Here is a 22,394-nt window from a genome sequence, read left to right on the forward strand (position 1 = left end):
TCCTTCCCGTTGTCTCATGCGCCCGTGTGTGCCCGACCTCGCGGGTCCGCCGCAAGCGTTCGTCTGACGATCTTGTCGGATGAGGAGGCTGACGGAGCGTCAGGCGGCGCGGCTGGTGCCGATCTCGATCTCGCCGTTGGTGAGATGGATGGTCTGCCCCTCCTTGGCGATCATCGCGCCGGGGAGCTGGCTGTTCACCTCGCGGGCGAGGGTGTCGAGCGCATCGTCGCCGCGGGAGGGGTCGTGGTGGAAGATCATCGGGATGGAGACGCCGGAGCGGGCCGCGAGATCCAGCGCCTGGGTCGGTGTCGAGTGGCCCCAGCCGACGTACTTGGGGTACTCGTCCTCCAGGTACATCGCGTCGTAGATCATCAGGTCGGCGCCGGTGACGAACTCGGCGATGGCGTCGTCCAGCATGTCGTCGCCATGCTCATGGTCGGTGATGATGGCGATCGAGGATCCGGCCCACTCGATCCGGTAGCCGCAGCCGTTGCCGGGGTGGTTGAGCCGTGTCGAGGAGACGGTGAGGCCCGAATCGAGCTTGAAGGTGTCGCGCGCCTTGAAGGAGCGGAATTCGGTGTTGCGCAGCGCGGAAGTCGCCACCGGGAAGATCGGCGGGCTCATCATCCGCTCGACGATCTCTTCCAGGGTGCCGCCGGGCGGGATGTGGCCGGCCCACAAGCTCACCGCGACCCTCGGATCGTAGGCCGAGCAGAAGAAGGGCAGGCCGCACAGGTGATCCATGTGCGTGTGGGTGAAGAGGACGTCGAGCTGTTCGATGCCCTCCTCGGCGAAGGCGGCGCCGCAGCGGCGGGCGCCCGAGCCGCAGTCGATCAGGAGGAGGTGCGGGCCGGCTCGGATCTCCAGGCAGGTCGTTTCTCCGCCGTAGCGGAGCGTGTGGGGGCCGGGCGCCGGGATCGAGCCGCGTGCGCCCCAAATGGTGAGAGACAGTGTGTCGGGATGGCGGATCGTCACGTGTTGGCAACCGCGGCCCGCAGTCGGCCGAATTCACGGGTCGTCCGTTCGAGGCGGTGGGCGAGGGCCCGCATGACCTCGAGCGCCATGTCGGGGAAGTTGCCCAGGAGCTTGAAGAAGTGCTCCTTGGTGACCGCCAGCGCCATGATCTCGGACGTGGCGCGGACGGTGGCGGTCCGCGGCACGTCGATCAGCAGCGCGATCTCGCCGACGAAGTCGTTTTCCTTGACGGTGGCGACGAGCTGCTCACCGCTGGGGGAGGCGACCAGGACGTCGGCCTCGCCCGAGAGGATGATGTAGGCGACGTCGCCGAAGTCGCCTTCCTCGACGAGGTTCTCGCCCGCCTCGAACCGGACGCGCTCGGACATGAAGGCCAGGAGGCGCAGCTTCTGGTCTTCGATCCCGCGGAACAGCGGGATCTTGCGGAGCGCGGCGGCGTCCGTGTCGATGCTCATGACGCCTCCTTCTCCCGAGCTTCGTCATCCTCGCCATATACAGCGATATTCTTCACGCTATCCCATCCACCCCGTGCAACCAACCTGCCATCACGCATGACCGCGACCGATTCCATCGCCTCGGCGACCTTCGGATCGGTGGTTCCGACCACCATCGTGCTTGATTTGCACGTCTCCATAACGCGTGCCAGAAGCTGCCGGTCCCCATCGAAAATACCGTCGATGACGAGGACCTGCGGCTGCTTGACCAGGGCGCGAATGAGTCCCACGCGTCGCCGTTGCCCCGCCGACAGCCGGCCACCGGCGATCCCGACGTTGAAGTTCAGCCCCGCGCGGGCGATCGGCTCGCGCAGGCCCAGTGCCCGCGTCGTATCGCGCAATAGCGCATCGATCTTGTCCGAGGCGCCTCGCCGGTCCACTCGCGGCTTGCCGAAGAGGATATTCTCCTCGATGGACAGCGGCGCGATCACGCGGTCGGCTTCGAACAGGGCATAGCTCGGGTCGTCCTTCAACGCGTCGTGGACCACGCGCCGCGCGGCGACCAGCTCGGCCTCATCCTTCTCGGAAAGGGTGACGATGCGGTGACGGCCGGGGATCAGGCGGAAGGCGAGGCCGACGAAGGCGGCGCGGTCGGCCTTGGAGAGGTCGGCGCCGGACTTGTGCTGGCGCAGCCGGTCGGCGAACTGCGGGATCTCCTCGGTCGACAGGAACGAGTAGTCGCCGATCAGCGAGGCGTCGGCGCCGGTGTCGGAGAAGAGCTCGATCATCGTCTCGGCGACTTCGGCGCCCATCGCGACCAGCCGGTCGGCGACGCCCGCGGTGACGAGCGCGCCCATCACCGCCGGGTCCGAGGCGGCCGACCAGACCGGCGTCCCGACCGTGCTGGGGACGCCGTAGAGGACGTTCTCGCCGATCGTCGCCGAGTGATTGAAGCGCTCGTTCTCCCACAGCGCGACGAGGCCCTTCCAGCTCTTGTCCTCGTGCACCTGGCGCACGACGTCGGCGCGCGCCTTGAGGATCTTCTCGTCGAAGTCCGGGTCGCGATGCTCGAACGAGTAGGAGGCGAGGCCGAGGCGGTAGAGGTCGCCCTCCAAGCCGACGAGCTGGACGAGGTCGATCAGCATGTCGTCCAGCTTCTCGGCCGCGTCGACGCCGGCGCGGGTGTGGTCCTCCCACGTGGCGGTGACGTCGTGCAGCGAGTTGCCGGTGAGGCTCGCCTCCACGTGGCGCAGGTCCGAGAGGTGGTCGCTGTCCTCGTCCACCGGGTCGGTCTTGAGGCCGTAGACGATGTTGGCGCGGATCGTCTCGTTGAAGAGGTAGGGATCGGAGCCGACGTACGAGATGCGCCGCGCGATCGACTGGTGGGGCAGCTCGTCGAACCGGCGGCCGCCGATGGTGCTGCGGCCGGCGACGGGGCTGAGGAGACCGGCCGCGGTCATCACCAGCTCGGTCCGGCCCGAGCCGTCGGCGCCGTAGATGGCGAGGCGGTCGCCCTCGTTGATCTCCAGCGTGACGTCCAGGACCTCCTGGCCGCTGCCGCCGCCGCTCGCGGTGACCGAATGCAGCGCGACGCAGGCGTTCGGCAGCTCGATCTCGCCGTTGGCCTCGCCGGCGATCCGCTCCGGCGGCATCGCGTCGTCGACGTCGAAGTTCTCGACGACGGTCTCGTACTTCACCTTCACGCCGGCCAGCGTCTGGTACCAGTCGAGCAGCTCCTTCCAGGGCGAGGCGAGGTCCTTGTAGGCGGCCAGCACCGCGACGAGCGCACCGAAGGAGAGGTTGCCGCGAATGACGAGGTAACCGCCGACCGAATAGAAGAAGAAGGGCGGCAATTGGTTCATGAAGTTATTGAGGAACTTGATCATGAACTTGCGCCGGAAGATCGCCAGGCGGATCCGGTAGTTCAGGAACAGCCGATCTGACAGATCCGCCATGTGGTAGCGTGAGGTATCGTTGGCGTGGATGTCGGCCGCGGCGCTGACGGTCTCGTTGATCCGCTCGGAGATGGAGCGGATGTTGATGATCCGCTCGCGCGAGAGGCGGATGACCTTCTTCTGCAGCTTCGGGATGATGTACGCCTGCAGCGGGTAGAGCGACACCGCCGCCGCGCCGAGGAACGGGTCCTGCGCGAAGATGAAGACGATGTAGACCAGCAGCGTTCCCCCCTGGAAGGCGGGCGTGGCGATCGCCTCGCCGATGAAGACGCCGACGTCCTCGACCTCGGCGGTGATCATCGGGATCAGCTCGCCGCCCGACACGCGGCGAAAGCGTGGCAGGCGGAACCGCAGGATCGAGTTGTAGAGCATGTAGCGCAGGCGGCGCAGCATGCGCTCGCCCGCGACGCCCTTATAGATGTTCAGGACATACTTGACGCCGTTGTTGGCCACGACGAGCGCCAGAAAGCCGGTACACAGCGCCACCAGATACTGGATCTGGTTCAGCTCGACCCCTAGGATATCCTTCGGGAAATCTGTCCCCGAGATCGCCTCGTTGACGATCCACTTGGGAAGCTCGAGCGTCATGTAGAGGATGGGGAACGAGCATACCGTCAGCGCGAGGATGACGATCTGCTGGCGCTTGGAGTAGCGCCAAATAAAGCCGAAGAGATCTCGTTCCATTATGCCCTTTAGATTACCATTGTCCCCAACTGCCGCAATCGCAAAAAGGCCTCGATTGCACAGCGATCCAACCGCCCGCGGCGCGCGAGCCCGCGCGCGAGTGGCACCATCCTTGTACCGCGATATTGCGTCCTTGCGTCTGCTGACGCATAGCTTCCTTAATCAGACGGTTGCCGACCATCGGCCGCGGTCCGGGTCGAGGGTCCCATGCCGAACGATCATCCCCGCATTCTGATCTACTCGCACGACTCCTTCGGGTTGGGGCACCTGCGTCGCTGCCGTGCGATCGCCCACTCCATGGTGGGTGCCATGGACCGACTCTCCGTCATCATCCTATCCGGCTCGCCGATTATCGGCAGCTTCGATTTTCGCCCGCGCGTCGATTTCGTGCGCGTGCCGGGCGTCATCAAGCTGCGCGACGGGGCCTACTCGTCGCACTCGCTCTCCATCGGCATCGAGGAGATGCTGCGGCTGCGCGCTTCGATCATCGAGCACACGGCCGACGTCTTCGATCCGGACGTGATGATCGTCGACAAGGAGCCGCTCGGCCTCAGGGGCGAGGTGCAACCGACGCTGGAAATGCTGAAGGAGCGGGGCACGCGCCTGGTGCTGGGCCTGCGCGACGTGATGGACGACCCCGCCAGCCTCGCCGACGAATGGGAGCGCAAGCACGCCGTCAGCGCGCTGGAGGACCTCTACGACGAGATCTGGGTGTACGGCAAAGCCGAGGTGCACGACCCGCTGGAGGGCATCGGCGTCTCCACCAACGTCTACGAGAAGATCCTCTATACCGGCTACCTGAAGCGGGACGTGCCCAACGGCGACGGTACCGCCGAGCTGAACCCGTTCGACGACGAGCCCTTCATCCTCGTCACCCCCGGCGGCGGTGGCGATGGGATGGAACTGGTCGACTGGGTGTTGCGGGCCTACGAGGCGCGCGAGCGGCCGTTGTTCCCGGCGCTCATCGTCCTCGGCCCCTTCATGCCGGCCGAGAAGCAGGCCGAGTTCAAGGCCCGCTCCGAAACCCTGCGCGACGTCCACATCATCCGCTTCACCCCGGTGATCGAGCGGCTGATGATGGAGGCGACCGCGATCGTCGGCATGGGCGGCTACAACATCTTCTGCGAGATCCTGTCGTTCGACAAACCGACGCTGCTGGTCCCCCGCGTCGTGCCGCGCCGCGAGCAGGCGATCCGTGCGGCCAAGGCCGAGAGCGCCGGTCTCGTCACCTGCCTGCCGATCGACGACTATCCGAACGTCGAGATGATGGTCGACGCGCTGGCCGAGTTGCCGGAGCGTGCGCCGCCGTCCGCCGCCGGCTTCGAGGAGCTGCTGTGCGGCCTCGAGACGATCAATGCGCGCACCGAGACGATCCTGTCGGGGCGGGTGCGGCGCCCGGCGTACGGCCGTCTCACCGTCGTGCGCTGATGCCGCGATGGGGAGGGAGCGGGCGGCCGGGCGGTCGCGTCGCGGTCGTGGTGAAAGGCTATCCGCGCCTGTCGGAGACGTTTGTCGCGCAGGAGATCCTCGGCCTGCAACGGCGCGGGCTCGACCTGACGATCGTCTCGCTGCGCCATCCGACCGAGCGCGTCGTTCACGACGTCCACCGCGAGATCGACGCCCCGGTGCTCTATCTTCCCGAGTACCTGAAGGACGACCCGAAGCGGGTCGCCGCCGCCCGCGGCGTGGCTGCGAACCTGCCCGGATACGCCGCCGCTGAGGCCGCCTACCGCGCCGACCTGAAGCGCGAGCCCAATGCCAGCCGGCGCCGCCGTTGGGGCCAGGCCGCGGTGCTGGCGGCCGAGATGCCGGCCGACGTCGGCATGATCTACGTGCACTTCCTGCACACGCCCGCATCGGTGGCGCGCTACGCCTCGATCATGACGGGGCTGCCCTTCGCCTTCTCGGCGCACGCCAAGGACATCTACACGACGCCCGAGTGGGACCTCTCCCAAAAGCTCGCCGAGGCCGCCTGGGGTACCACCTGCACCGCCACCAATCGCGACGTTCTCAACGCGCTGGTGCCGGGGCGCCGTCCGGTCGATCTCGTCTACCACGGGCTGGACCTGTCGCCGTTCGCACCGGTCGCCGGCAAGGGGGAGGGGCCGTTGCGGCTCCTGTCGGTCTGCCGCGCGGTGGAGAAGAAGGGCCTCGACGACGTGCTGCGCGCGCTCGCCAAACTCCCCGGTGACTGGCGGTTCGAGCACATCGGCGGCGGCGCCCTGGTGCCGAAGTTGAAGGCGCAGGCGGAGCGGCTGGGGATCGCCGAGCGCGTCGCCTTCCTCGGCGCCGCGCCGCGGGGCGAGGTGGTCGAGGCCTACCGCCGTGCCGACGTCTTCGTCTTGGCGAGCCGCATCGCCCGCAACGGCGACCGCGACGGTCTCCCCAACGTCATCATGGAGGCGATGGCGATGGGGCTGCCGGTGGTCTCGACCGAGGTGTCGGCCGTTCCGGAGATCGTCACCGAGGAGACCGGCATCCTGGTGCCGCCGCGCGACCCCGCCGCTCTGGCCGCCGCACTGTCGCGTCTCGCCGAGGCGCCGGGGGACCGGGTGCGCCTCGGCCGTGCGGGGGCGGCACGGGTCGCGGCGCACTTCTCGCCCGACCCCGGGATCGACCACATCGCCGCCCGCCTCACCGAGACGATGTCGTCGCGCCAGGCGGCGTGATGCGGATCGCTCTGCTGACGCCGATGAAACCGCCGGACCACCCGGTGCCGTCCGGGGACCGCACCTTCGCCCGCCTCATCCGCGCCGCGCTGGTCTCGGGCGGACACGAGGTGACGCTCCCCTCCGCCCTGCGCACGTGGTGCCGCACCCCGCACGATCTGCCCGCCGTCGAGGCCGAGGCCGCGCTCGAGGTCGAGCGGATCGCCACCGCGTGGCGGGCCGGCGGTGCGCCCGGCGCGATCCTCACCTACCACAACTACCACAAGGCCCCTGATCTCCTGGGGCCGCCGCTGGCGCGCCGCTTCGCCCGGCCGTACGCGATCGTCGAGCCCAGCCGGGCGCCGCGCCGGGCGACGGGCGAATGGGCGCGCGGCTTCGCGCTGGCCGATGCGGCGCTCGACGCCGCCGGCGCGCTCGGGGCCGTCACCGCGAACGACCGCGCCGCGCTCGTCGACCACGCGTCCGGCAAGGTCGTCCCGCTCGCGCCCTTCGTCGACGTCGCGCCGTTTTGCCGGACGGCGGCCCGCGACCCGCGGGCGCTGGTGTGTGCGGCGATGCTGCGCCCGGGCCGCAAGGCGCACAGTGTGCGCGTCCTCGCCGACGCGTTCCGCCGCGTGCGCGCCGCGCGGCCGGACGTGACGCTGACCCTCGCCGGCGACGGTCCCGAGCGGGACGCGCTGGCCGCGCTCTTTCCCGCCGGCACGTTCGCCGGCCTCCTCACGCACGACGCCCTCGCCGAACTCTACGCCCGCGCCGCGCTCTTCGTCTGGCCGGCGATCGACGAGCCGTTCGGCTTTACCTTCCTCGAAGCGCAGGCGGCGGGGCTGCCGGTGGTCGGCGGCCGCGCGCGCGGGGTGATCGACGTGGTGCGCGACGGGGAGACCGGGCTCCTCGTCCCGCCGGGCGACCCCGCCGCCTTCGCCCACGCCGTCCTCACCCTCCTCGACGACCCGGAGCGCCTCGCCGCCATGTCCGCCAACGCCACGGCTTTCGCGGCGGCCAACGACCTCATCGCCGGCCGCGCCCGCCTCGACGCGCTGCTGGCCCACGCGGGTGCGCCGGCGTGACCCGCGTCGTCATCTGGGTGCAGCACCTCCTGGGGACCGGACACACGGTGCGGGCCGCCGCCATCGGCCGTGCCCTCGCCGCGCGCGGTGCGGAGGTGACGCTGGTCCTCGGGGCCGTGCCACCGCCGACCCTGACGCTCGACGGCCTTCGGACGGTGCAGCTCGAACCGGTGCTCGCCACCGACGCGACGTTCACCACTCTGCGCACCGCGGACGGGCGCAGCTACGCCGACGTTGCCGGCGAACGCGCCGCGGCCTTCGCCGCCGCCGTGGCGCGGGCGGCGCCTGACGTGCTGCTCCTGGAGACCTTCCCCCTCGGTCGCCGGGCCTTCCGCGCCGAGATCGACCCCGTGCTGCGAGCCCTCCCTGCGCCGCGCCCGGTCGTCGCCACCTCGGTTCGCGACGTGCTGGTGCGCAAATCGCCGGTGAAGGCCGCCGAGATGGCGGAGCTGGCGCGGAGGACGGCCGACCTGGTGCTCGTCCACGCCGACCCGCGCTTCGTCACCCTTGCGGACAGTTTCCCGGCGGCGAACCTGATCGAGGACCGGATCCGCTACACCGGCTTCGTCCACGGCGCCGCCGCGGCGCCGAGCGCGGACGCGGGGCCGGGTGAGGGGACGGGCGAGACGATCGTCTCTTGCGGTGGCGGCGCGGTGGGGCAGGCTCTGGTGGAGGCCGCGATCGGCGCCGCCGCGTACGACACGGCGACGGCGTGGCGCATCCTCGTGCCCCAGGGCCTCGCGGCGCACCTTCCCGCGTGGCGGGCGGCGGCGGGGGGGAACGTATTGCTGGAGCCGAACCGGCCCGACTTTCGCGTGTTGCTGGGCCGGGCTGCGCTCTCGGTCAGCCAGGCCGGCTACAATACGGCGCTCGACGTGCTGGCGGCCGGCGTGCGGGCGATTTTCGTGCCCTTCGCCGCGCATGACGAGACCGAGCAGACCGACCGCGCCCGCGCTCTCGCCGCGCGGGACCTCGCCGCGGTGATCGCCGAGGCGGACCTGACGCCGGGGCGCCTCGCCGCGATGGTCGCCGCCGCCAAGGCCGCACCGCCGCCCGACCGCCCCGATATCGACCTCGACGGTGCAGACCATGCCGCCGCGATCCTCATGGAGGTTGCCCGATGCAGGCGCTGACGCTCCTCGAACAGGCCTTCGACGCCGCGGCCGAGGCGGGCCGGCGGGTCGAGGTCTGGTGGCGCGACGACGACGCCGTCGCCATCGGTCCGCGTCTCGAGCGGACGGTGGGGCTGGCGGAGCGGTGCGGCGCGTCGGTGGCGCTGGCGGTGATCCCGGCGATGGTCGACGTGCGCCTGCTCGCCTGGTGCGACGGGCGCACCCACGTCCTCCAGCACGGCGCCGCGCACGACAACCACCAGACCAGCGGCAAGAGCGCCGAACTGGGCGACGCGCGCGGCGTCGGCGAGATCATCGACGAGCTGGTCCTCCTGCGGGGCCGTCTCGCGGTGCCCGGGTTCGTGCCGGTGATGGTGCCGCCGTGGAACCGCATGCGGCCCGACCTCGCCGCGGCGCTGGAGGATGCCGGCTACCGCGGCGTCTCGCAGTTCGGCGCCGGCGCGGCGGATACGCCGATCCGGCGGGTCGACACGCACATCGATCCGGTCGCCTGGCGCGGCGATCGCGGCCTCGCCTCGGATGAGGCGTTGACGCGGATGGTGCGGCGGGGTCTTGCTGCGGGCGGGCCGATCGGCCTGTTGACGCACCATGCGGTGGAGACGGATACGGTGAGTGAGTTCGTGAGACGGTTCGCGGTCCTGGTGGCCCGCCACCCCGGCGCGACGTGGACCGACGCCGCACGGCTCTTTCCGCAATGACCGGCCCGTTCCTGCCGATCGAGGAGATGGGCCACCTCGAGGGCGCGCTGTTCGGCCTCGATTTCGGCACCAAGACCATCGGCATCGCGGTGTCGGACGAAGGGTGGCGCATCGCGACGCCGCTGCAGACGATCCGTCGCACCAAGTTCAAGGCCGATTCGGAGGCGCTGCTGGCGCTGGCGACGCGCTACAACGTGGCCGCCTTCGTGGTCGGCCTGCCGCTCAACATGGACGGAACGTCCGGCCCGCGGGCGCAGTCGACGCGCGATTTCGCGCGCAACATGGCCAAGCTCTCCGAACGCCCGATGATCGCCTGGGACGAGCGCTGGTCCACCGTCGCCGCCGAGCGCGCCCTGATCGAGACCGACACCTCGCGCGCCAAGCGCCGCGAGAGCATCGACAAGATGGCCGCGACGATCATCCTGCAAGGCGCCCTGGACCGCCTGCGAGCGCTGGACTACCCGCTCAAGGGCTGAGCCGGTCCGGCGAGGGTGACGGCGCCGCCACGGCGGGGGCCGCTCAGCGGTTGAACTTGAAGAGGATCACGTCGCCGTCGTGGACGCGGTAGTCCTTGCCTTCGTCGCGGGCCTTGCCGGCGTCCTTGGCCGCGTTCTCGCCGCCGAGAGTGACGTAGTCGTCGAACCCGATCGTCTGGGCGCGGATGAAGCCCTTCTCGAAGTCGGTGTGGATCACACCGGCGGCCTGCGGGGCGAGGGTGCCGTCGCGGATCGTCCAGGCGCGGGCCTCCTTGGGGCCGGCGGTGAAGTAGGTGATGAGGTCGAGGAGGCCGTAGCCGGCGCGGATCAGCCGGTCGAGCCCCGGCTCCTCGAGCCCGAGCGTCTCCAGGAACTCGGCCTGCTCCTCCGGGGCGAGCTGGGCCACCTCGGCCTCGATCGCCGCCGAGATGACGACGGAGGCGGCACCCTGGGACTTCGCCATCGCCTCGGCGCGGGCCGAGATGGCGTTGCCGCTCGCCGCGGACGCCTCCTCCACGTTGAGGACGTAGAGGAGCGGCTTGCCGGTCAGGAGGTTCAGCATCTTGAACGGGCGGCGCTCTTCGGGCGTCAGCTCCAGCTCGCGCGCCGGACGGCCGTCCTGCAGCAGCGCGATGGCGCGGTCCATCAGCTCCACCTCGGCCTTGGCGTCCTTGTCGCCGCCGGTCGCGCGCTTGCGCAGGTTGGTGGCGCGGCGCTCCAGGCTCTCGAGGTCGGCCAGCATCAGCTCGGTCTCGACCGTCTCCGCGTCGGCGACGGGGTCGATGGCGCCGGCGACGTGGGTGATGTCGTCGTCCTCGAAGCAGCGCAGAACGTGGGCAATGGCGTCCACCTCGCGGATGTTGGCGAGGAACTGGTTGCCGAGGCCCTCGCCTTTGGAGGCACCGCGCACGAGGCCGGCGATGTCGACGAAGGTCAGCCGCGTCGGCACGATGCTGGCGGACTTGGCGATGGCGGCGAGCTTGGTCAGGCGCGGATCGGGGACGGCGACGTCACCGGTGTTCGGCTCGATGGTGCAGAACGGATAGTTGGCCGCCTGCGCCGCCGCGGTCTTCGTCAACGCGTTGAACAGCGTCGACTTGCCGACGTTCGGCAGGCCGACGATGCCGCATTTGAAACCCATGGCTTACTTCCTGAGGAGGTTTGCGAGCGCGGCGAAGGGGCCGGACGCGGATGTGTCTTTCCGCTCGGGCGCGAGGGGCGCGAGCTTGATGGTCTTCGGTTCCGCCGGTCGCGGCGTCGGATCGGAGGCACCGGCACCGGAGTTGGCCTCGGGGTTGGCCTCGGCCTCGGCGCGGGCGGCGGAGCGCGCCGCGCGGCGGGCCGCCCCGGTCGACTTGGCCCCGTCGCCCAGGCGCAGGTGCACCTTCGAGGCGAACTTGGCGTCGTCGCCCTTGGCGAGCAGCCCCGCCTCCTCGGCGATCGCGGTCAGTAGCGGGTCCAGCCACTCGCCGTCGGCCTTGGGGAAGTCCTTCAGGACGTAGCCGGGGACCAGCTCCTTACGGCCCGGATGGCCGACACCGACGCGCAGCCGCCGATAGCCGTCCTTCATGAGGCCGGAGATGGACTTGAGGCCGTTGTGGCCGCCGGTGCCGCCACCGGTCTTCATCTTGAACTTGCCGGGGGGCAGGTCGATCTCGTCGTGGACGACGATAATGTCGTCGAGGTCGACTTTATAGAAGCGCGCCGCCTCGGCGACGGCGTGGCCGGAGACGTTCATGAACGTCATCGGCTTCACGAGGAGGACGCGGGTGCCGTCGATGGTGGCCTCCGCGATCTCGCTCTGGAACTTGGTCCGCCAGGGCGTGCCGCTCCAGCGGTCGTGCAGGCGGTCGAGCGCCATGAACCCCACATTGTGGCGGTTCATGGCGTACTCCTTGCCGGGGTTCCCGAGGCCGACGATGAGCTTCAGCATGGGGGGACCCCGGGTCGGTTACTGGTTCTCGCCGTCGGACTCGGTGGTGTCCGCGCCGTCTTCGCCGGCCTCGGCGTCGTCACCGGTGGTCGGAACCTCGGTGTGCTCCTCGGCCTCGTCCTCGACGACCTCTTCCACCGGGGCGGTGATCGTGGCGATCGTGAACGCCTCCTCGTGCGTGAAGGTCACGCCGGAGGGGAGGGTGACCTGGTCGGACATGATGGTCGCGCCGATCTCGAGCCCGGCGAGGGAGACCTCGATGTGCTCGGGGATCGTGGTGGCGCCGGCCTCAACGGAGACCGAGTGCGCGACGACGTTGAGGACGCCGTCCTGCTGCGAGATGCCGGGGCACTCGTCCTCGCTGACGAACGACACGGGGACGTCCACGGTGACGCGCGAGCGGGCGGTGACGCGCAGGAAGTCGACGTGGAGCAGGCGCTCCTTGACCGGGTCGCGCTGGTAGTCGCGGGCCAGGGCCTGAATCGTCTTGCCGCCGACGTCGATGCTCCAGACGTGGGTCTTGAAGCCACCGGCGTAGAGCGCCAGCGTGGTCTGCTTCCACGGGATCGCGATCGCGAGCGGGGGCTCGTTGTTGCCGTAGATCACGGCGGGAATCATTTCGGTTCGCCTCAGTGCGCGCGCGGCCCCCTTGCCCGTCCGTTCGCGCACGTCGGCCTTCAGCTCGAAGCCTTCAGCCATCGTACTCTCCTTCGGTGTAAAACTGATGCCGGAGGCCTCGTGGGCGCCGGCATCCGCGCACAGCGGCGCGTCCCGCCTCCAGGGGTGCGGGCGAGGGTGCTATAAGGGTCCGAGGGAACGAGCGCAAGGGGTGACGGGCGGGCCCGCCCGGCGTCCGCGCGCCGATGCGGGCGGGTCGGCGTGCGCGGCCCGGCGAGGAGGCGAGGCGTCAGGCGATGGCGGCACGACGGACCGAGAGGTCGATCGGCCGGTCGGGGATCGTGATTTCGAAGCTGGCGCCGGCCGGCGCGTCGATCAGGACGAGGCTGCCGCCGTGCGCGCGCACCAGCTCGGCCGAGATGGCGAGGCCGAGGCCCGTGCCGCCGCGCCGGCCGTTGCCCTTGAACGGCTGGAAGAGGTTCTGCCGCACTTTCGCCGGGATGCCGGGGCCGGTGTCGGACACGACGATCCGCACCACCGAGCCGGTGCGCTCCGCCGCGATGGCGAGACGCCGCACCACGCTGTCGTGCGTGTTGGATTCCAACGCCTCCAGGGCGTTGCGGCACAGGTTCATCAGCACGCGATAGAGCTGGTCCGGGTCCGCGTCGATCTCGATCTCGTCCTCGATGATGATGCGGAAATCGATGTGGGGGTGCGTGTCGAGGCCGAGGATCTCGCCCACGTCCGCGGCGAGGTGGTGAAGGTCCACCAGGCGGCGGCTGGGCGGGGCCTCGCCGGCGCGGCCGTAGGCGAGCACGCCCGACGTGTAGCCGACCGCCCGGTCGAGCGCGCGCACCAGCTTCGGCACGAAGCGCTGCACGGTCGGATCCTGCACCATGGCGAGGCGATCCGAGAAGAGCTGCGCCGAGGCGAGGAGGTTTCTGAGGTCGTGGTTGATCTTGGAGACCGCGAGGCCGAGCTCGGCGAGCCGTCGCCGCTCGGTCATCGTGTCGGCGAGTTGGTGCTGCATGGCGGCCAGGCTGCGCTCGGCCTCGCCCAGTTCGTCGGTCCGGCCGGAGGGTATGATCGTGCGGCTGGCGTCCTCGGGATCCTGCGCGAAGTCAATCATCGCGTCCGCCAGCCGCCGCACCGGGCGCACGAAGAGCCACCGCAGCGACATGTAGACGAGGATCGCCGTCACGATCGAGATCATCAGCGACAACGCCAGGATGTTCCACGAATAGGCGAGCATGGCCTGACGCAGCGGCGTTTCGGAGAGGATGATGTCGACCTCTTCGTCGAGGCCCTCCGGCATCGCGGTGACGCGGATGATCCGTCCATTGGGCGCGAACAGCGTGTCGAACGCGGAGACGATGGATTGCAGGATCGTCTCGTTGCCGAGCTCGATGTGCCGATCGACGCTGGTGGGCGGCATCGCCATCGCCAGCAGGCGCCGCCGGTTGCCCTCGCGGTGCGAGATGGCGATGGTGTTCGTCGCCGTCAGCAGGCGCAGCTTCAGACCTTCGGGCACGTTCGGAGTTTCGGCGATGATCGCCGCGGCGACGGAGGCGTTGCGATGCGCATCGTTCAGCCAATTGTCGCGGTAGTTGGCGATCGACGGCACGAAGATGAAAATTTCCGACACCATGACGAACACGATCGTCAGGACGAGCAGCTTCGTCCCGAGCGATGCGCGTGCCGACACACGCTCCGTTTGCGTCACGATCGCCATGATGTTCGCACCTTAGCCCACGACGGGCGAAGGCGGCACAAGAGAGTTGGCGATTCGTAAACGCCGCCCCCGAGCGTGGCGGGGAGGTCGCACCATGGCGGGAAGGCGGCCCCGTTCAGAGGCGTTTGAGGACGCCCAGCACCTTGCGCACCCAGGGTTTGTCCAGCTTCTCGCCGAAGTAGCTGGTCGCGGCGCGCTTGCCCGCCTCGGAGAGCGTCGGATAGGCGGGCGTGAAGGAGGCGATGGTCGCCGGCTTCACCTTGGCCGCCAGCGCCAGCGCGTAGGTGGCGATGATGTCGCCCGCCGTCGGCGCCACCACCGTCGCGCCCATCAACTTGCCGCGGCCCGACAGGACGAGTTTGACGAAGCCGGCCGTCGCGCCCTCGGCCCGCGCGCGGTCGTTGCCGGACAGGGGGGCGGTCCAGACGCTCGCCTTCGGGTCCGCGGCCCGCGCCTCCGCCTCGGTGAGGCCGACCTGGGCGACCTCGGGGCTGGTGTAGGTGCAGCGCGGCATCAGCGCCGGGTCGTAGGTGACGGGGAGGCGGAAGACGATCGCCTTCACCGCGAGGCTCGCCTGGTGACCCGCGACGTGGGTGAACTGCAACCCGCCGGTGACGTCGCCGATGGCGAAGATGCGCCGGTTGCTTGTGGTGAGGCGCTTGTCGACCGTGATGCCCTTCGCCGTCGCCGCGACGCCCGCCGCCTCGAGGCCGAGATCGAGGTTCGGCCGGCGGCCGACGGCGACGAGGACGGCATCCGCCGTCACGGTTCGCCCGTCGGCGAGGTGGAGGGTCTTCTCCTCGCCCTCGCGACTGGCACGCGCGACCCCGGTGCCCTCGATGAGGCGGACGCCCTCCGCGCTCAGCGCCTCGCGCACGACGGCGGCGGCGTCCGGATCCTCGCGGCCGAGCAGGGCGGCGCCTTCCACCACCGTCACCGCCGCGCCCAGCCGCTGCAGCGCCTGCGCCATCTCGCAGCCGATCGGCCCGCCGCCGATGATCGCCAGACGCGCCGGCAGGGCGGTGAGATCGAACAGGGTCTCGTTGGTGAGCGGGTCGCAGGCGGCGAGCCCCTCGATCGGCGGCACCACGGGGCTCGACCCGGTCGCGATGACGAAGCGACGCGCACGGATGGTGCGTCCGCCCGCCTCCAACACGTCAGGCCCGGTAAAGCGCGCGTCCGCCTGGATCACGGTGACGCCCAGCCCCTCGAACCGCTCCACCGAATCGTGCGGCGCGATGCCGGCGATGACGCCGTGCACGTGGGCATGGACGGCCGCATAGTCGACCTGCGGCGTGGCGTGGACGCCGAACGGGGCGCCGGCGCGGGCGGCGTGCGCGTGCGCGGCCGCCGCGATCAGCGCCTTGGAGGGGACGCAGCCGTAGTTGAGGCAGTCGCCCCCCATCTTGCCGCGCTCCACCAGGACCACGCGCTGGCCGAAGGTCGCCGCCGCGGCCGCGACGGTGAGCCCCGCCGAGCCGGCGCCGACGACGCAGATATCATAGAGTGTGTCGGACATCAGGCGGCCGCCTTCGCTCGGCGCCAGCGCTTCACCGCCACCGGGATCAGCGCCGCGGCCGACAGCGCGACGATCGCCGCCAGCAGGCCGGGGGTGAGGAGGGCGCTCAGCTCGATCCGGCAGGTGCCGGCCTCGACGCAGCCGGGGTTGGCGCGCTCCTGCGCCGCGATCAACCCGCCCAGGCCGTTGCCGACCAGCGTGTAGGCCAGGGTGCCGGGGATGATGCCGATCGCGGTCGCCAGCACGTAGGTCCGCACCGGCACCTCGAACAGCGCCGGCGCGACGTTGACGAGCCAGAACGGGAAGAGCGGCACGAGGCGCAGGAATAACAGGTAGTGAAACGCGTTCTCGGTGAAGCCGTCGGCGAAGCGCTTGGCGAGCGGGCCGGCCTTCTCGCGCAGCACGCCGCCCAGCGAGGAGCGCGCGGCGATGAAGATCGCCACCGCCCCCGCCGTCGCCGCGACGACGGTGAGCGACGTGCCGAGCACCGCGCCGAAGAGAAAGCCGCCGACGATGGTGATCAGGCTCGCCCCCGGAAAGGATACCGCCACCGCGAACGCATAGAGGGCGAGATAGGCCCCCATGGTCGCGACGAAGTGGGCGTCGACGACGTCGCGCAGCCGCTCGTTGTGGCGGATGATGCTCTCCAACGACAGGCGGTCCTGGAGGCCGAGCGCATAGAACAGCACCATCGCCGCCGCGATCACCGCCAACGGCCACAGCCGCCGCAGCGACAGCCGGCGCCGCGGCGCCCCGTCGTCCGCGGCGAGGGGGGCGGGGTTCCGGCTTGGGGGCGAGGCCCCGAGGGGAACATGCCGGTCTCGCTGCTCGGTGCGCGCCATCAGCGTTCCGATCCTTTCACGCCTGGAAGATAGGAAGACGTAGCAATCGCGCTCCTCCGTTGCGAGATCGCGCGGTCCTCAAGGTTGCGTGACCGCGCTTTGGTCCCCGTTCTCGAACGGCGGCGCGTTGACACTGGCGGTGCGCATTCATATAGAAACGGGAGTCAGGGGGCCGAGCGCTCCCTTTTTCATTGTTCCGACGGGAGGGATGCGGCCGCGCTTCAGAGCGCGCGATGCGCGGGCCACCGTCGTTCAGGCGAGGCGGTCATGACGAAACGCACCTATCAACCCTCCAAGCTCGTGCGCAAGCGTCGCCACGGGTTCCGCTCCCGCATGGCCACCAAGGGTGGCCGCCTGGTGATCAACGCCCGCCGCGCCAAGGGCCGCAAGAAGCTGTCGGCCTGACCGGTCCAGCGAGATTGAAGCGGCGGTCCGAGTTCAAGGCCGTCGCTAAAGGCATTCGTGTACATAGGCCGGAATTCACGCTCCAGGCGCGCCGCCGCGAGGTGGGCGAGCCGGTGATTCCCGGTCCGCGTGTCGGCTTCACGGTGACGAAGAAGGTCGGCAATGCGGTGGTGCGCAACCGTATCAAACGGCGCCTGCGTGCAATTGCGTCCGAATTTCAGCGTGAATTCGACGGCGCCACGGATTATGTGATCGTGGCCCGCCGGGAGACGCTCGGCGCGCCGTATGCCCGTCTCGGCGACGAGCTACGACAGGCGCTCGGCGCAGCGGGCGCGAAACTCGACCGACCAGTGGTCCGAAAGAGAGCGTAATGGGCGACAATCGCAACATGTTCCTCGCCATCGGCCTGTCGCTGGCGGTGATTGTCCTATGGCAGTTCTTCTTCATCGAGCCGCAGCTGGATGCGCAGCGGCAGGTGGAGCAGCAACAGCAGGTCCTCAATCAGCAGACCGATGCGGTCGACGCGGCGAGCCCCAACGCCGCCGCGCCGGGGAGCGACATTCCGTCCGCCCCCCGCGCCGAGGGCAGCGACACTCCGCAGGCACAGACCCCCGGTGGCGACCTGACCGCCGCCACCACCGCCCCGCGCGTCCCGATCGAGACCCCCAGCGTGGACGGGTCGATCAACCTCGCCGGCGGCCGGCTCGACGATCTGAAGCTCAAGAATTACCACGTCACGCCCGACAAATCGTCCGACGAGGTCGTGCTGCTGGCCCCCGCCGGCACCGCCGAGCCCTATTTCGTCGAGACCGGCTGGGTCCCCGCCACCGGCCAGGACATCGCCGTGCCGACGTCCGCGACCGTGTGGGAGCTGACCACCGGCGAGCGGCTCACGCCCGACACGCCGATCACCCTGTCGTGGGACAACGGCGCCGGCGTCGTCTTCAACCGGACCATCTCGGTCGACGACCACTACATGTTCACCGTCGAGCAGACGGTCACCAACAACACCGAAGAGCCGATCGCGCTGCACCCCTACAGCCGCGTGCGCCGCGAGGGGCAGATCGAGACGCTCGGCTACTTCATCCTGCACGAGGGTTTCATCGGCGTCCTGGGTGAAGAAGGCCTCGTCCAGGAGAGCTACAAGAACGTCGCCGAGGACGGCACGCAGGCGCTCGCCCACTCCGGATCCGGCTGGCTCGGCATCACGGACAAGTACTGGGCGACGACGGTCATCCCGGACCCGGGCACGACCTTCACGCCGCGCTTCCTCTACCGCACGCCCAACGGCGTCCCCGCCTACCAGGCCGACTATCTGGCCGACGCGCTGACCATCGCGCCGGGCGAGTCGACCGCCGTCAACAACCGTGTGTTCGCCGGGGCGAAGAAGACCAAGCTGATCCAGTCCTACGAGGACTCCCTCAGCATCGATCGCTTCAACCTGCTGATCGACTGGGGTTGGTTCTACTTCATCACCAAGCCGATGTTCTATCTCCTGGACTTCATCCAGGGCATCGTCGGCAACTTCGGCGTCGCCATTCTGATCGCGACGGTCCTCGTCAAGCTCCTGTTCTTCCCGCTCGCCCAGCGTGCCTACACGTCGATGGCGAAGATGAAGGCTCTGCAACCCAAGATCAAGCAGATGCAGGAGCGGTACAAAGACGACCGCGTGAAGCAGCAACAGGCGATGATGGAGCTGTACAAGAAGGAGAAGGTGAACCCGCTCGCCGGTTGTATCCCGATCGTCATCCAGATCCCGGTCTTCTTCTCGCTGTACAAGACGCTGTTCGTCTCCATCGAGATGCGGCACGCGCCGTTCTTCGGCTGGATCCACGACCTCTCCGCACCGGATCCGACCACGGTCTTCAACCTGTTCGGCCTGCTGCCGTTCGACCCGATGGCGGTGCCGATGATCGGCAGCTTCCTGCACATCGGCGTGTGGCCGCTCATCATGGGCGTGACCATGTGGCTGCAGATGAAGATGAACCCGTCGCCGCCCGATCCGACGCAGGCCATGATCTTCAACATCATGCCCATCTTCTTCACCTTCCTCCTCGCCTCCTTCCCGGCGGGTCTGGTGATCTACTGGGCGTGGAACAACTCGCTGTCGGTGTTGCAGCAGTACGTCATCATGCGCCGGCACGGCGTGAAGGTGGAGCTGTGGGGCAACATTTCGGGCCTGTTCAAACGCGGCGACAAGAAAAAGAGCGCCACCTGACCGGCGCATCCAATCCCAAGCGGGGCGGGCCGACCGCCCCGTCGGAGCCCGGTGCCTCCGCGCCGGGTTCCGGCGCGTCCGGCGCCATGACCGCGGACGCTGCGGCCGTTCCGTCCGGCGGGCCGTCTCACGACGCAGCGGGCGAGGCCGAGGCCGACGCCGCGCTCGAGGCCGGCCGCATGCTGTTCGCCGGCGAATGGGTATTCACCCGCGCCTGCCACGCCATCAACCAGCTGCCCGATTCGGGGCCGGTGGAGGTCGCGTTCGCCGGCCGCTCGAATGTCGGCAAGTCGTCGCTCCTCAACGCGCTGGTGGGGCAGAAGCAGCTCGCCCGGTCGTCCAACACTCCCGGCCGGACGCGCGCGCTCAACCTCTTCGCCCGGTCCGACGGGGTCGGCCCCGTCGTGGTGGACATGCCCGGCTACGGCTACGCCAAGGCCCCCAAGGTCGAGGTCGCGGCATGGACGGCCCTGGTGTTCGACTACCTGCGAGGTCGCCCGAACCTCGCCCGCGTCTATCTCCTGATCGACGCGCGACACGGCCCCAAGCCGGTCGACGTCGAGGCGATGGGGGTGATGGACGAGGCGGCCATCTCCTACCAGGCCGTATTGACGAAGTGCGACAAGGCCGGCTCGGCCCAAGCCGCCGCGATCGCCGCCACCGAAGAGGCGCTGCGCCGGCGCCCGGCCGCGCACCCGCAGGTGCTCATGACCTCCGCGGCCAAGGGCGAGGGCATCGCCGAGCTGCGCGCCGCCATCGCCACCCTCGCAGCCCAACGCGGCTGAGCCCGGCCGGGCCGCGGTTGACGCTGGGCGGCGATGGCGTCGGCCTGCCGCCCTCGCGGAGGACCCCGCCATGCGCATCGCCATCGCCGCCCGCCCCTCGGCCCTAATTGCCCCGGCCCTCGTGACGTTGACCTCGATCGCCGTGGCGCTGATCGGCGTATCTCCGGCCGCCGCGACGTCCGGCTGGGGCTGCTACCGCGCCAACGCCGGTCCCGGCGATCCGCTCAACGTGCGGGCCGAGCCCTCGTCCGCCGCCCCCGTCGTCGCCACGATCGATTGGGACAGCCCCTACATCATCGCGATCGACGCGCAGGGCCTCGCCCAGGCCGACCTCTTCGAGGTGCACCGCGAGGAACTGGCGACCTGCACTCCCGGCGACGTGCCGCTCGGAGCGCGCTGGTGCCCCGTGCGCCTCTACGGTGGCGACCAGACGATCGCCGGCTGGCTGAAACGCCGCTGGGTCGACCACAGCGAGTGTCCCTGACGGCCGCAGCGGCGAGGCGAGCGGCGCGCAGGACCGCCCCACCGCCCGGCGGTGGGCAGGGCATATGACGCCGAAGTCGTGACCGAACCGTCACAACCCGCGTTCCGGCGGTGGCCTAGGGGGAAGTGCGCCGCAGTCTTCGGTTGTGTTTGCTGGCGCTTCATTTCAATCTAACGACGAATGAGCGCTCGGTGAGAAGCCATGCTGAGTCTTCGCGTCTTCGTCTCGGCGGCCGCGGCCCTTTCGGCCGCGGCATGCAGCGCCAACCTCGACGTCTTCAAGACGAAGGCGCCCGAGATCGTCGACGTCGAGGTGCCGGTCATCGTGGAGGGGCCGCCGGCGGCTTGGCAGAAGGACGCCATCGTCGGCTACGTCCGCGGCGCGTTTCGCGACCCCTACTCGATCCGGGACGCGGAAATCTCCTCCTCCGCGGTCCAGGCGGACGGCGCGTCGCCGGCGCGCACCATCGTCTGCGTCCAGCTCAACGCGCGGAACGGATTCGGCGGATATGTCGGCCGGCGCATCGTGCAGTTCGATCTCGGAGGCCGCAGCGTCCGATCGGCGTCCGAGGCCCACCCGCAATGCACCGAGATGCACGGCAAAGGCGCCGTTTATCAGCCGTTTCCCGAGCTGGAAGCGCTGTCTCGGCTCTGAGCCGGCTGCGGCAAGGCGCTCGCTTGATCCCGCGGCCCCCTTCGCCCGACATTGCGCGCATGCGCCAATGTTTCCTCTTCGCCGCCGCTCTCCTCGTGCTGAGCACACCCGTCGCCGCCGACCTCGCCGCCGACGGCGACTGGCACGAGGCGGCCGTCGCCCCGGTCGACGCGCCGGTGATGAGCACCAGTCCGTTCGGCCTCGCCGACGCCGCGCGCGGCGATGCCCCGGCGCAGGCCGCCTCGGTGCGGTATTTCCCCGCCATCGGTGCCAGCGCCGCGATGCCCGCGCCCGCTGTGATCCTGCTGCACGGCGCCGGCGGGGTGAGCCGCAGCCGGGAGGGCCGCTACGCGCGCGAGCTGGCCGGGCAGGGGGTCGCCGTCGCCGTGGTCGACGTGTTCGGCCCGCGCGACACCGGCGATTTCATCGAGCGCCTGATGACGACGACGGAGGCGATGGCCCTCGCCGACGCCTTCGCGACCCTCGCCTGGCTCGACGCCCGGCCCGAGGTCGATGCCGCACGCACGGCGCTGATCGGCTTCTCCTACGGGGCGATGTCGTCGGTCTACGCGTCCTATCGCCAGGTGGCCGAAACCTACGATCCGCCGCTGGCCTTCGCCGCGCATGTCGCCTTCTACGGCCCCTGCATCGCCCGGTTCGAGGACGTCACCACCACGGGCGCCCCGGTCCTCATGCTGTGGGGCGACCGCGACGCCATCGTCGACCCCGCCCAGTGTCGCCTCCTGGCGGACGACCTGCGGCGCGGCGGTTCCGCGGTGACCGTGCGCCACTACGATGCGCGTCATCGCTGGGACGGGTCGCAGCGGCAATGGAAGGCGCCGGTGCACATCGCCGGCTGCCGCTTCACCGTCGACGCCGACAACACCGTGCGCGACACATACTCGACGCTGACGATGACCGACGCTGCGACCCGCGCGACGATCCTCTCGCTGTGCGCCAGCCGCGACGGCTACCTGATCGGCGGCGACGAGGCGGTGCGCCGGCGCTCCAACGCCGACCTCGCGGCCTTCCTCAACCCGGTCCTGTTCCCGCACGCGCCGGACTGACGGCACCCCGACGAAAAACGCCCGCGAGGGTCTTCCCGCGGGCGTG

At 69.9% G+C, this 22,394-nt stretch carries 22 protein-coding genes; 13 read left to right on the top strand and 9 right to left on the bottom strand.

Annotated elements, in window-relative coordinates; translation table 11 throughout:
* Positions 1-99: 99 nt before the first annotated feature.
* Genes MRB58_RS16535 through MRB58_RS16545 form a run of 3 tightly spaced genes read right to left on the bottom strand, consistent with a single transcriptional unit; the run spans position 100 to position 4,048 of the window.
* Entirely contained in the window at positions 100-975 is an 876-nt protein-coding gene (locus tag MRB58_RS16535; RefSeq protein WP_244778208.1) for an MBL fold metallo-hydrolase, read from the bottom strand.
* Complete coding sequence (locus tag MRB58_RS16540) at positions 972-1,430, bottom strand: cyclic nucleotide-binding domain-containing protein (protein ID WP_244778209.1); 459 nt, start codon at positions 1,428-1,430, stop codon at positions 972-974. The genes MRB58_RS16535 and MRB58_RS16540 overlap by 4 nt, the downstream gene beginning before the upstream one ends.
* Positions 1,427-4,048: an ABC transporter ATP-binding protein/permease gene (locus MRB58_RS16545; RefSeq protein WP_244778210.1), complete on the bottom strand. Its 2,622-nt coding sequence runs from the start codon at positions 4,046-4,048 to the stop codon at positions 1,427-1,429. Before MRB58_RS16545 ends, MRB58_RS16540 begins: the two co-directional genes overlap by 4 nt.
* A 207-nt stretch (positions 4,049-4,255) precedes the next feature.
* Between MRB58_RS16545 and MRB58_RS16550 the strand changes: the two genes are divergently transcribed.
* From MRB58_RS16550 to ruvX, 6 genes are read left to right on the top strand one after another with little or no spacing between them, the layout of a single operon-like run.
* Entirely contained in the window at positions 4,256-5,476 is a 1,221-nt protein-coding gene (locus tag MRB58_RS16550) for a glycosyltransferase family protein (RefSeq protein ID WP_244778211.1), read from the top strand.
* A gap of 50 nt (positions 5,477-5,526) precedes the next feature.
* Complete coding sequence (locus MRB58_RS16555; RefSeq protein ID WP_244778212.1) at positions 5,527-6,717, top strand: glycosyltransferase; 1,191 nt, start codon at positions 5,527-5,529, stop codon at positions 6,715-6,717.
* Positions 6,717-7,784 carry a glycosyltransferase family 4 protein gene (locus tag MRB58_RS16560; RefSeq protein ID WP_244778213.1) on the top strand — a complete coding sequence of 356 codons (1,068 nt, stop codon included), beginning with the start codon at positions 6,717-6,719 and terminating at the stop codon, positions 7,782-7,784. The genes MRB58_RS16555 and MRB58_RS16560 overlap by 1 nt, the downstream gene beginning before the upstream one ends.
* Entirely contained in the window at positions 7,781-8,917 is a 1,137-nt protein-coding gene (locus MRB58_RS16565) for a glycosyltransferase family protein (protein ID WP_244778214.1), read from the top strand. Before MRB58_RS16560 ends, MRB58_RS16565 begins: the two co-directional genes overlap by 4 nt.
* Positions 8,905-9,615: a hypothetical protein gene (locus MRB58_RS16570; protein ID WP_244778215.1), complete on the top strand. Its 711-nt coding sequence runs from the start codon at positions 8,905-8,907 to the stop codon at positions 9,613-9,615. The genes MRB58_RS16565 and MRB58_RS16570 overlap by 13 nt, the downstream gene beginning before the upstream one ends.
* Positions 9,612-10,091, top strand: coding sequence for a Holliday junction resolvase RuvX (gene ruvX, locus MRB58_RS16575; protein ID WP_244778216.1), 480 nt, complete (start codon positions 9,612-9,614; stop codon positions 10,089-10,091). Before MRB58_RS16570 ends, ruvX begins: the two co-directional genes overlap by 4 nt.
* Before the next feature lie 43 nt (positions 10,092-10,134).
* Here ruvX and ychF read toward each other — a convergent pair whose 3' ends face one another.
* The 6 genes from ychF to MRB58_RS16605 form a co-directional block, all read right to left on the bottom strand.
* Positions 10,135-11,232, bottom strand: coding sequence for a redox-regulated ATPase YchF (gene ychF, locus MRB58_RS16580; protein ID WP_244778217.1), 1,098 nt, complete (start codon positions 11,230-11,232; stop codon positions 10,135-10,137).
* A 3-nt stretch (positions 11,233-11,235) separates the two neighbouring features.
* The gene (gene pth, locus MRB58_RS16585; RefSeq protein ID WP_244778218.1) at positions 11,236-12,024 is read right to left on the bottom strand and encodes an aminoacyl-tRNA hydrolase; all 789 of its coding nucleotides are present in this window, start codon (positions 12,022-12,024) and stop codon (positions 11,236-11,238) included.
* Positions 12,025-12,042: 18 nt separating this feature from the next.
* Positions 12,043-12,723, bottom strand: coding sequence for a 50S ribosomal protein L25/general stress protein Ctc (locus MRB58_RS16590; RefSeq protein ID WP_244778219.1), 681 nt, complete (start codon positions 12,721-12,723; stop codon positions 12,043-12,045).
* A 208-nt stretch (positions 12,724-12,931) separates the two neighbouring features.
* Entirely contained in the window at positions 12,932-14,374 is a 1,443-nt protein-coding gene (locus MRB58_RS16595; protein ID WP_244778220.1) for a HAMP domain-containing sensor histidine kinase, read from the bottom strand.
* A 115-nt stretch (positions 14,375-14,489) separates the two neighbouring features.
* Positions 14,490-15,893 carry an NAD(P)/FAD-dependent oxidoreductase gene (locus tag MRB58_RS16600; protein ID WP_244778221.1) on the bottom strand — a complete coding sequence of 468 codons (1,404 nt, stop codon included), beginning with the start codon at positions 15,891-15,893 and terminating at the stop codon, positions 14,490-14,492.
* A complete protein-coding gene (locus tag MRB58_RS16605; RefSeq protein WP_244778222.1) occupies positions 15,893-16,735 on the bottom strand; it encodes a TVP38/TMEM64 family protein in 843 nt (280 codons plus the stop codon). The genes MRB58_RS16600 and MRB58_RS16605 overlap by 1 nt, the downstream gene beginning before the upstream one ends.
* A 267-nt stretch (positions 16,736-17,002) precedes the next feature.
* Between MRB58_RS16605 and rpmH the strand changes: the two genes are divergently transcribed.
* The 7 genes from rpmH to MRB58_RS16640 all read left to right on the top strand — a co-directional run bounded on the left by rpmH (position 17,003) and on the right by MRB58_RS16640 (position 22,348).
* Positions 17,003-17,140: a 50S ribosomal protein L34 gene (gene rpmH, locus MRB58_RS16610; protein WP_244778223.1), complete on the top strand. Its 138-nt coding sequence runs from the start codon at positions 17,003-17,005 to the stop codon at positions 17,138-17,140.
* A 14-nt stretch (positions 17,141-17,154) separates the two neighbouring features.
* Positions 17,155-17,511, top strand: coding sequence for a ribonuclease P protein component (gene rnpA / locus MRB58_RS16615; protein WP_244778224.1), 357 nt, complete (start codon positions 17,155-17,157; stop codon positions 17,509-17,511).
* Positions 17,511-19,358: a membrane protein insertase YidC gene (yidC, locus tag MRB58_RS16620; protein WP_244778225.1), complete on the top strand. Its 1,848-nt coding sequence runs from the start codon at positions 17,511-17,513 to the stop codon at positions 19,356-19,358. Before rnpA ends, yidC begins: the two co-directional genes overlap by 1 nt.
* 86 nt (positions 19,359-19,444) lie before the next feature.
* Entirely contained in the window at positions 19,445-20,143 is a 699-nt protein-coding gene (gene yihA / locus MRB58_RS16625; protein ID WP_244778226.1) for a ribosome biogenesis GTP-binding protein YihA/YsxC, read from the top strand.
* Between the two features lie 70 nt (positions 20,144-20,213).
* Positions 20,214-20,627: a hypothetical protein gene (locus MRB58_RS16630; protein ID WP_244778227.1), complete on the top strand. Its 414-nt coding sequence runs from the start codon at positions 20,214-20,216 to the stop codon at positions 20,625-20,627.
* Between the two features lie 201 nt (positions 20,628-20,828).
* Positions 20,829-21,281, top strand: coding sequence for a hypothetical protein (locus tag MRB58_RS16635; RefSeq protein ID WP_244778228.1), 453 nt, complete (start codon positions 20,829-20,831; stop codon positions 21,279-21,281).
* Between the two features lie 59 nt (positions 21,282-21,340).
* Positions 21,341-22,348, top strand: coding sequence for a dienelactone hydrolase family protein (locus tag MRB58_RS16640; RefSeq protein WP_244778229.1), 1,008 nt, complete (start codon positions 21,341-21,343; stop codon positions 22,346-22,348).
* The last annotated feature ends 46 nt before the right edge of the window (positions 22,349-22,394 follow it).

Origin of the sequence: Acuticoccus sp. I52.16.1 (assembly GCF_022865125.1) — a bacterium.
Lineage (GTDB): Bacteria > Pseudomonadota > Alphaproteobacteria > Rhizobiales > Amorphaceae > Acuticoccus.

Coding starts and splice junctions, on each gene's coding strand:
- MRB58_RS16590 (WP_244778219.1), bottom strand. CDS start 12,723: ATGGCTGAAGGCTTCGAGCTGAAGGCCGACGTGCGCGAACGGACGGGC.
- MRB58_RS16600 (WP_244778221.1), bottom strand. CDS start 15,893: ATGTCCGACACACTCTATGATATCTGCGTCGTCGGCGCCGGCTCGGCG.
- MRB58_RS16630 (WP_244778227.1), top strand. CDS start 20,214: ATGCGCATCGCCATCGCCGCCCGCCCCTCGGCCCTAATTGCCCCGGCC.
- yidC (WP_244778225.1), top strand. CDS start 17,511: ATGGGCGACAATCGCAACATGTTCCTCGCCATCGGCCTGTCGCTGGCG.
- pth (WP_244778218.1), bottom strand. CDS start 12,024: ATGCTGAAGCTCATCGTCGGCCTCGGGAACCCCGGCAAGGAGTACGCC.
- MRB58_RS16595 (WP_244778220.1), bottom strand. CDS start 14,374: ATGGCGATCGTGACGCAAACGGAGCGTGTGTCGGCACGCGCATCGCTC.
- MRB58_RS16545 (WP_244778210.1), bottom strand. CDS start 4,048: ATGGAACGAGATCTCTTCGGCTTTATTTGGCGCTACTCCAAGCGCCAG.
- rpmH (WP_244778223.1), top strand. CDS start 17,003: ATGACGAAACGCACCTATCAACCCTCCAAGCTCGTGCGCAAGCGTCGC.
- ruvX (WP_244778216.1), top strand. CDS start 9,612: ATGACCGGCCCGTTCCTGCCGATCGAGGAGATGGGCCACCTCGAGGGC.
- ychF (WP_244778217.1), bottom strand. CDS start 11,232: ATGGGTTTCAAATGCGGCATCGTCGGCCTGCCGAACGTCGGCAAGTCG.
- MRB58_RS16540 (WP_244778209.1), bottom strand. CDS start 1,430: ATGAGCATCGACACGGACGCCGCCGCGCTCCGCAAGATCCCGCTGTTC.
- MRB58_RS16605 (WP_244778222.1), bottom strand. CDS start 16,735: ATGGCGCGCACCGAGCAGCGAGACCGGCATGTTCCCCTCGGGGCCTCG.
- MRB58_RS16560 (WP_244778213.1), top strand. CDS start 6,717: ATGCGGATCGCTCTGCTGACGCCGATGAAACCGCCGGACCACCCGGTG.
- MRB58_RS16570 (WP_244778215.1), top strand. CDS start 8,905: ATGCAGGCGCTGACGCTCCTCGAACAGGCCTTCGACGCCGCGGCCGAG.
- MRB58_RS16635 (WP_244778228.1), top strand. CDS start 20,829: ATGCTGAGTCTTCGCGTCTTCGTCTCGGCGGCCGCGGCCCTTTCGGCC.
- MRB58_RS16640 (WP_244778229.1), top strand. CDS start 21,341: ATGCGCCAATGTTTCCTCTTCGCCGCCGCTCTCCTCGTGCTGAGCACA.
- MRB58_RS16550 (WP_244778211.1), top strand. CDS start 4,256: ATGCCGAACGATCATCCCCGCATTCTGATCTACTCGCACGACTCCTTC.
- yihA (WP_244778226.1), top strand. CDS start 19,445: ATGACCGCGGACGCTGCGGCCGTTCCGTCCGGCGGGCCGTCTCACGAC.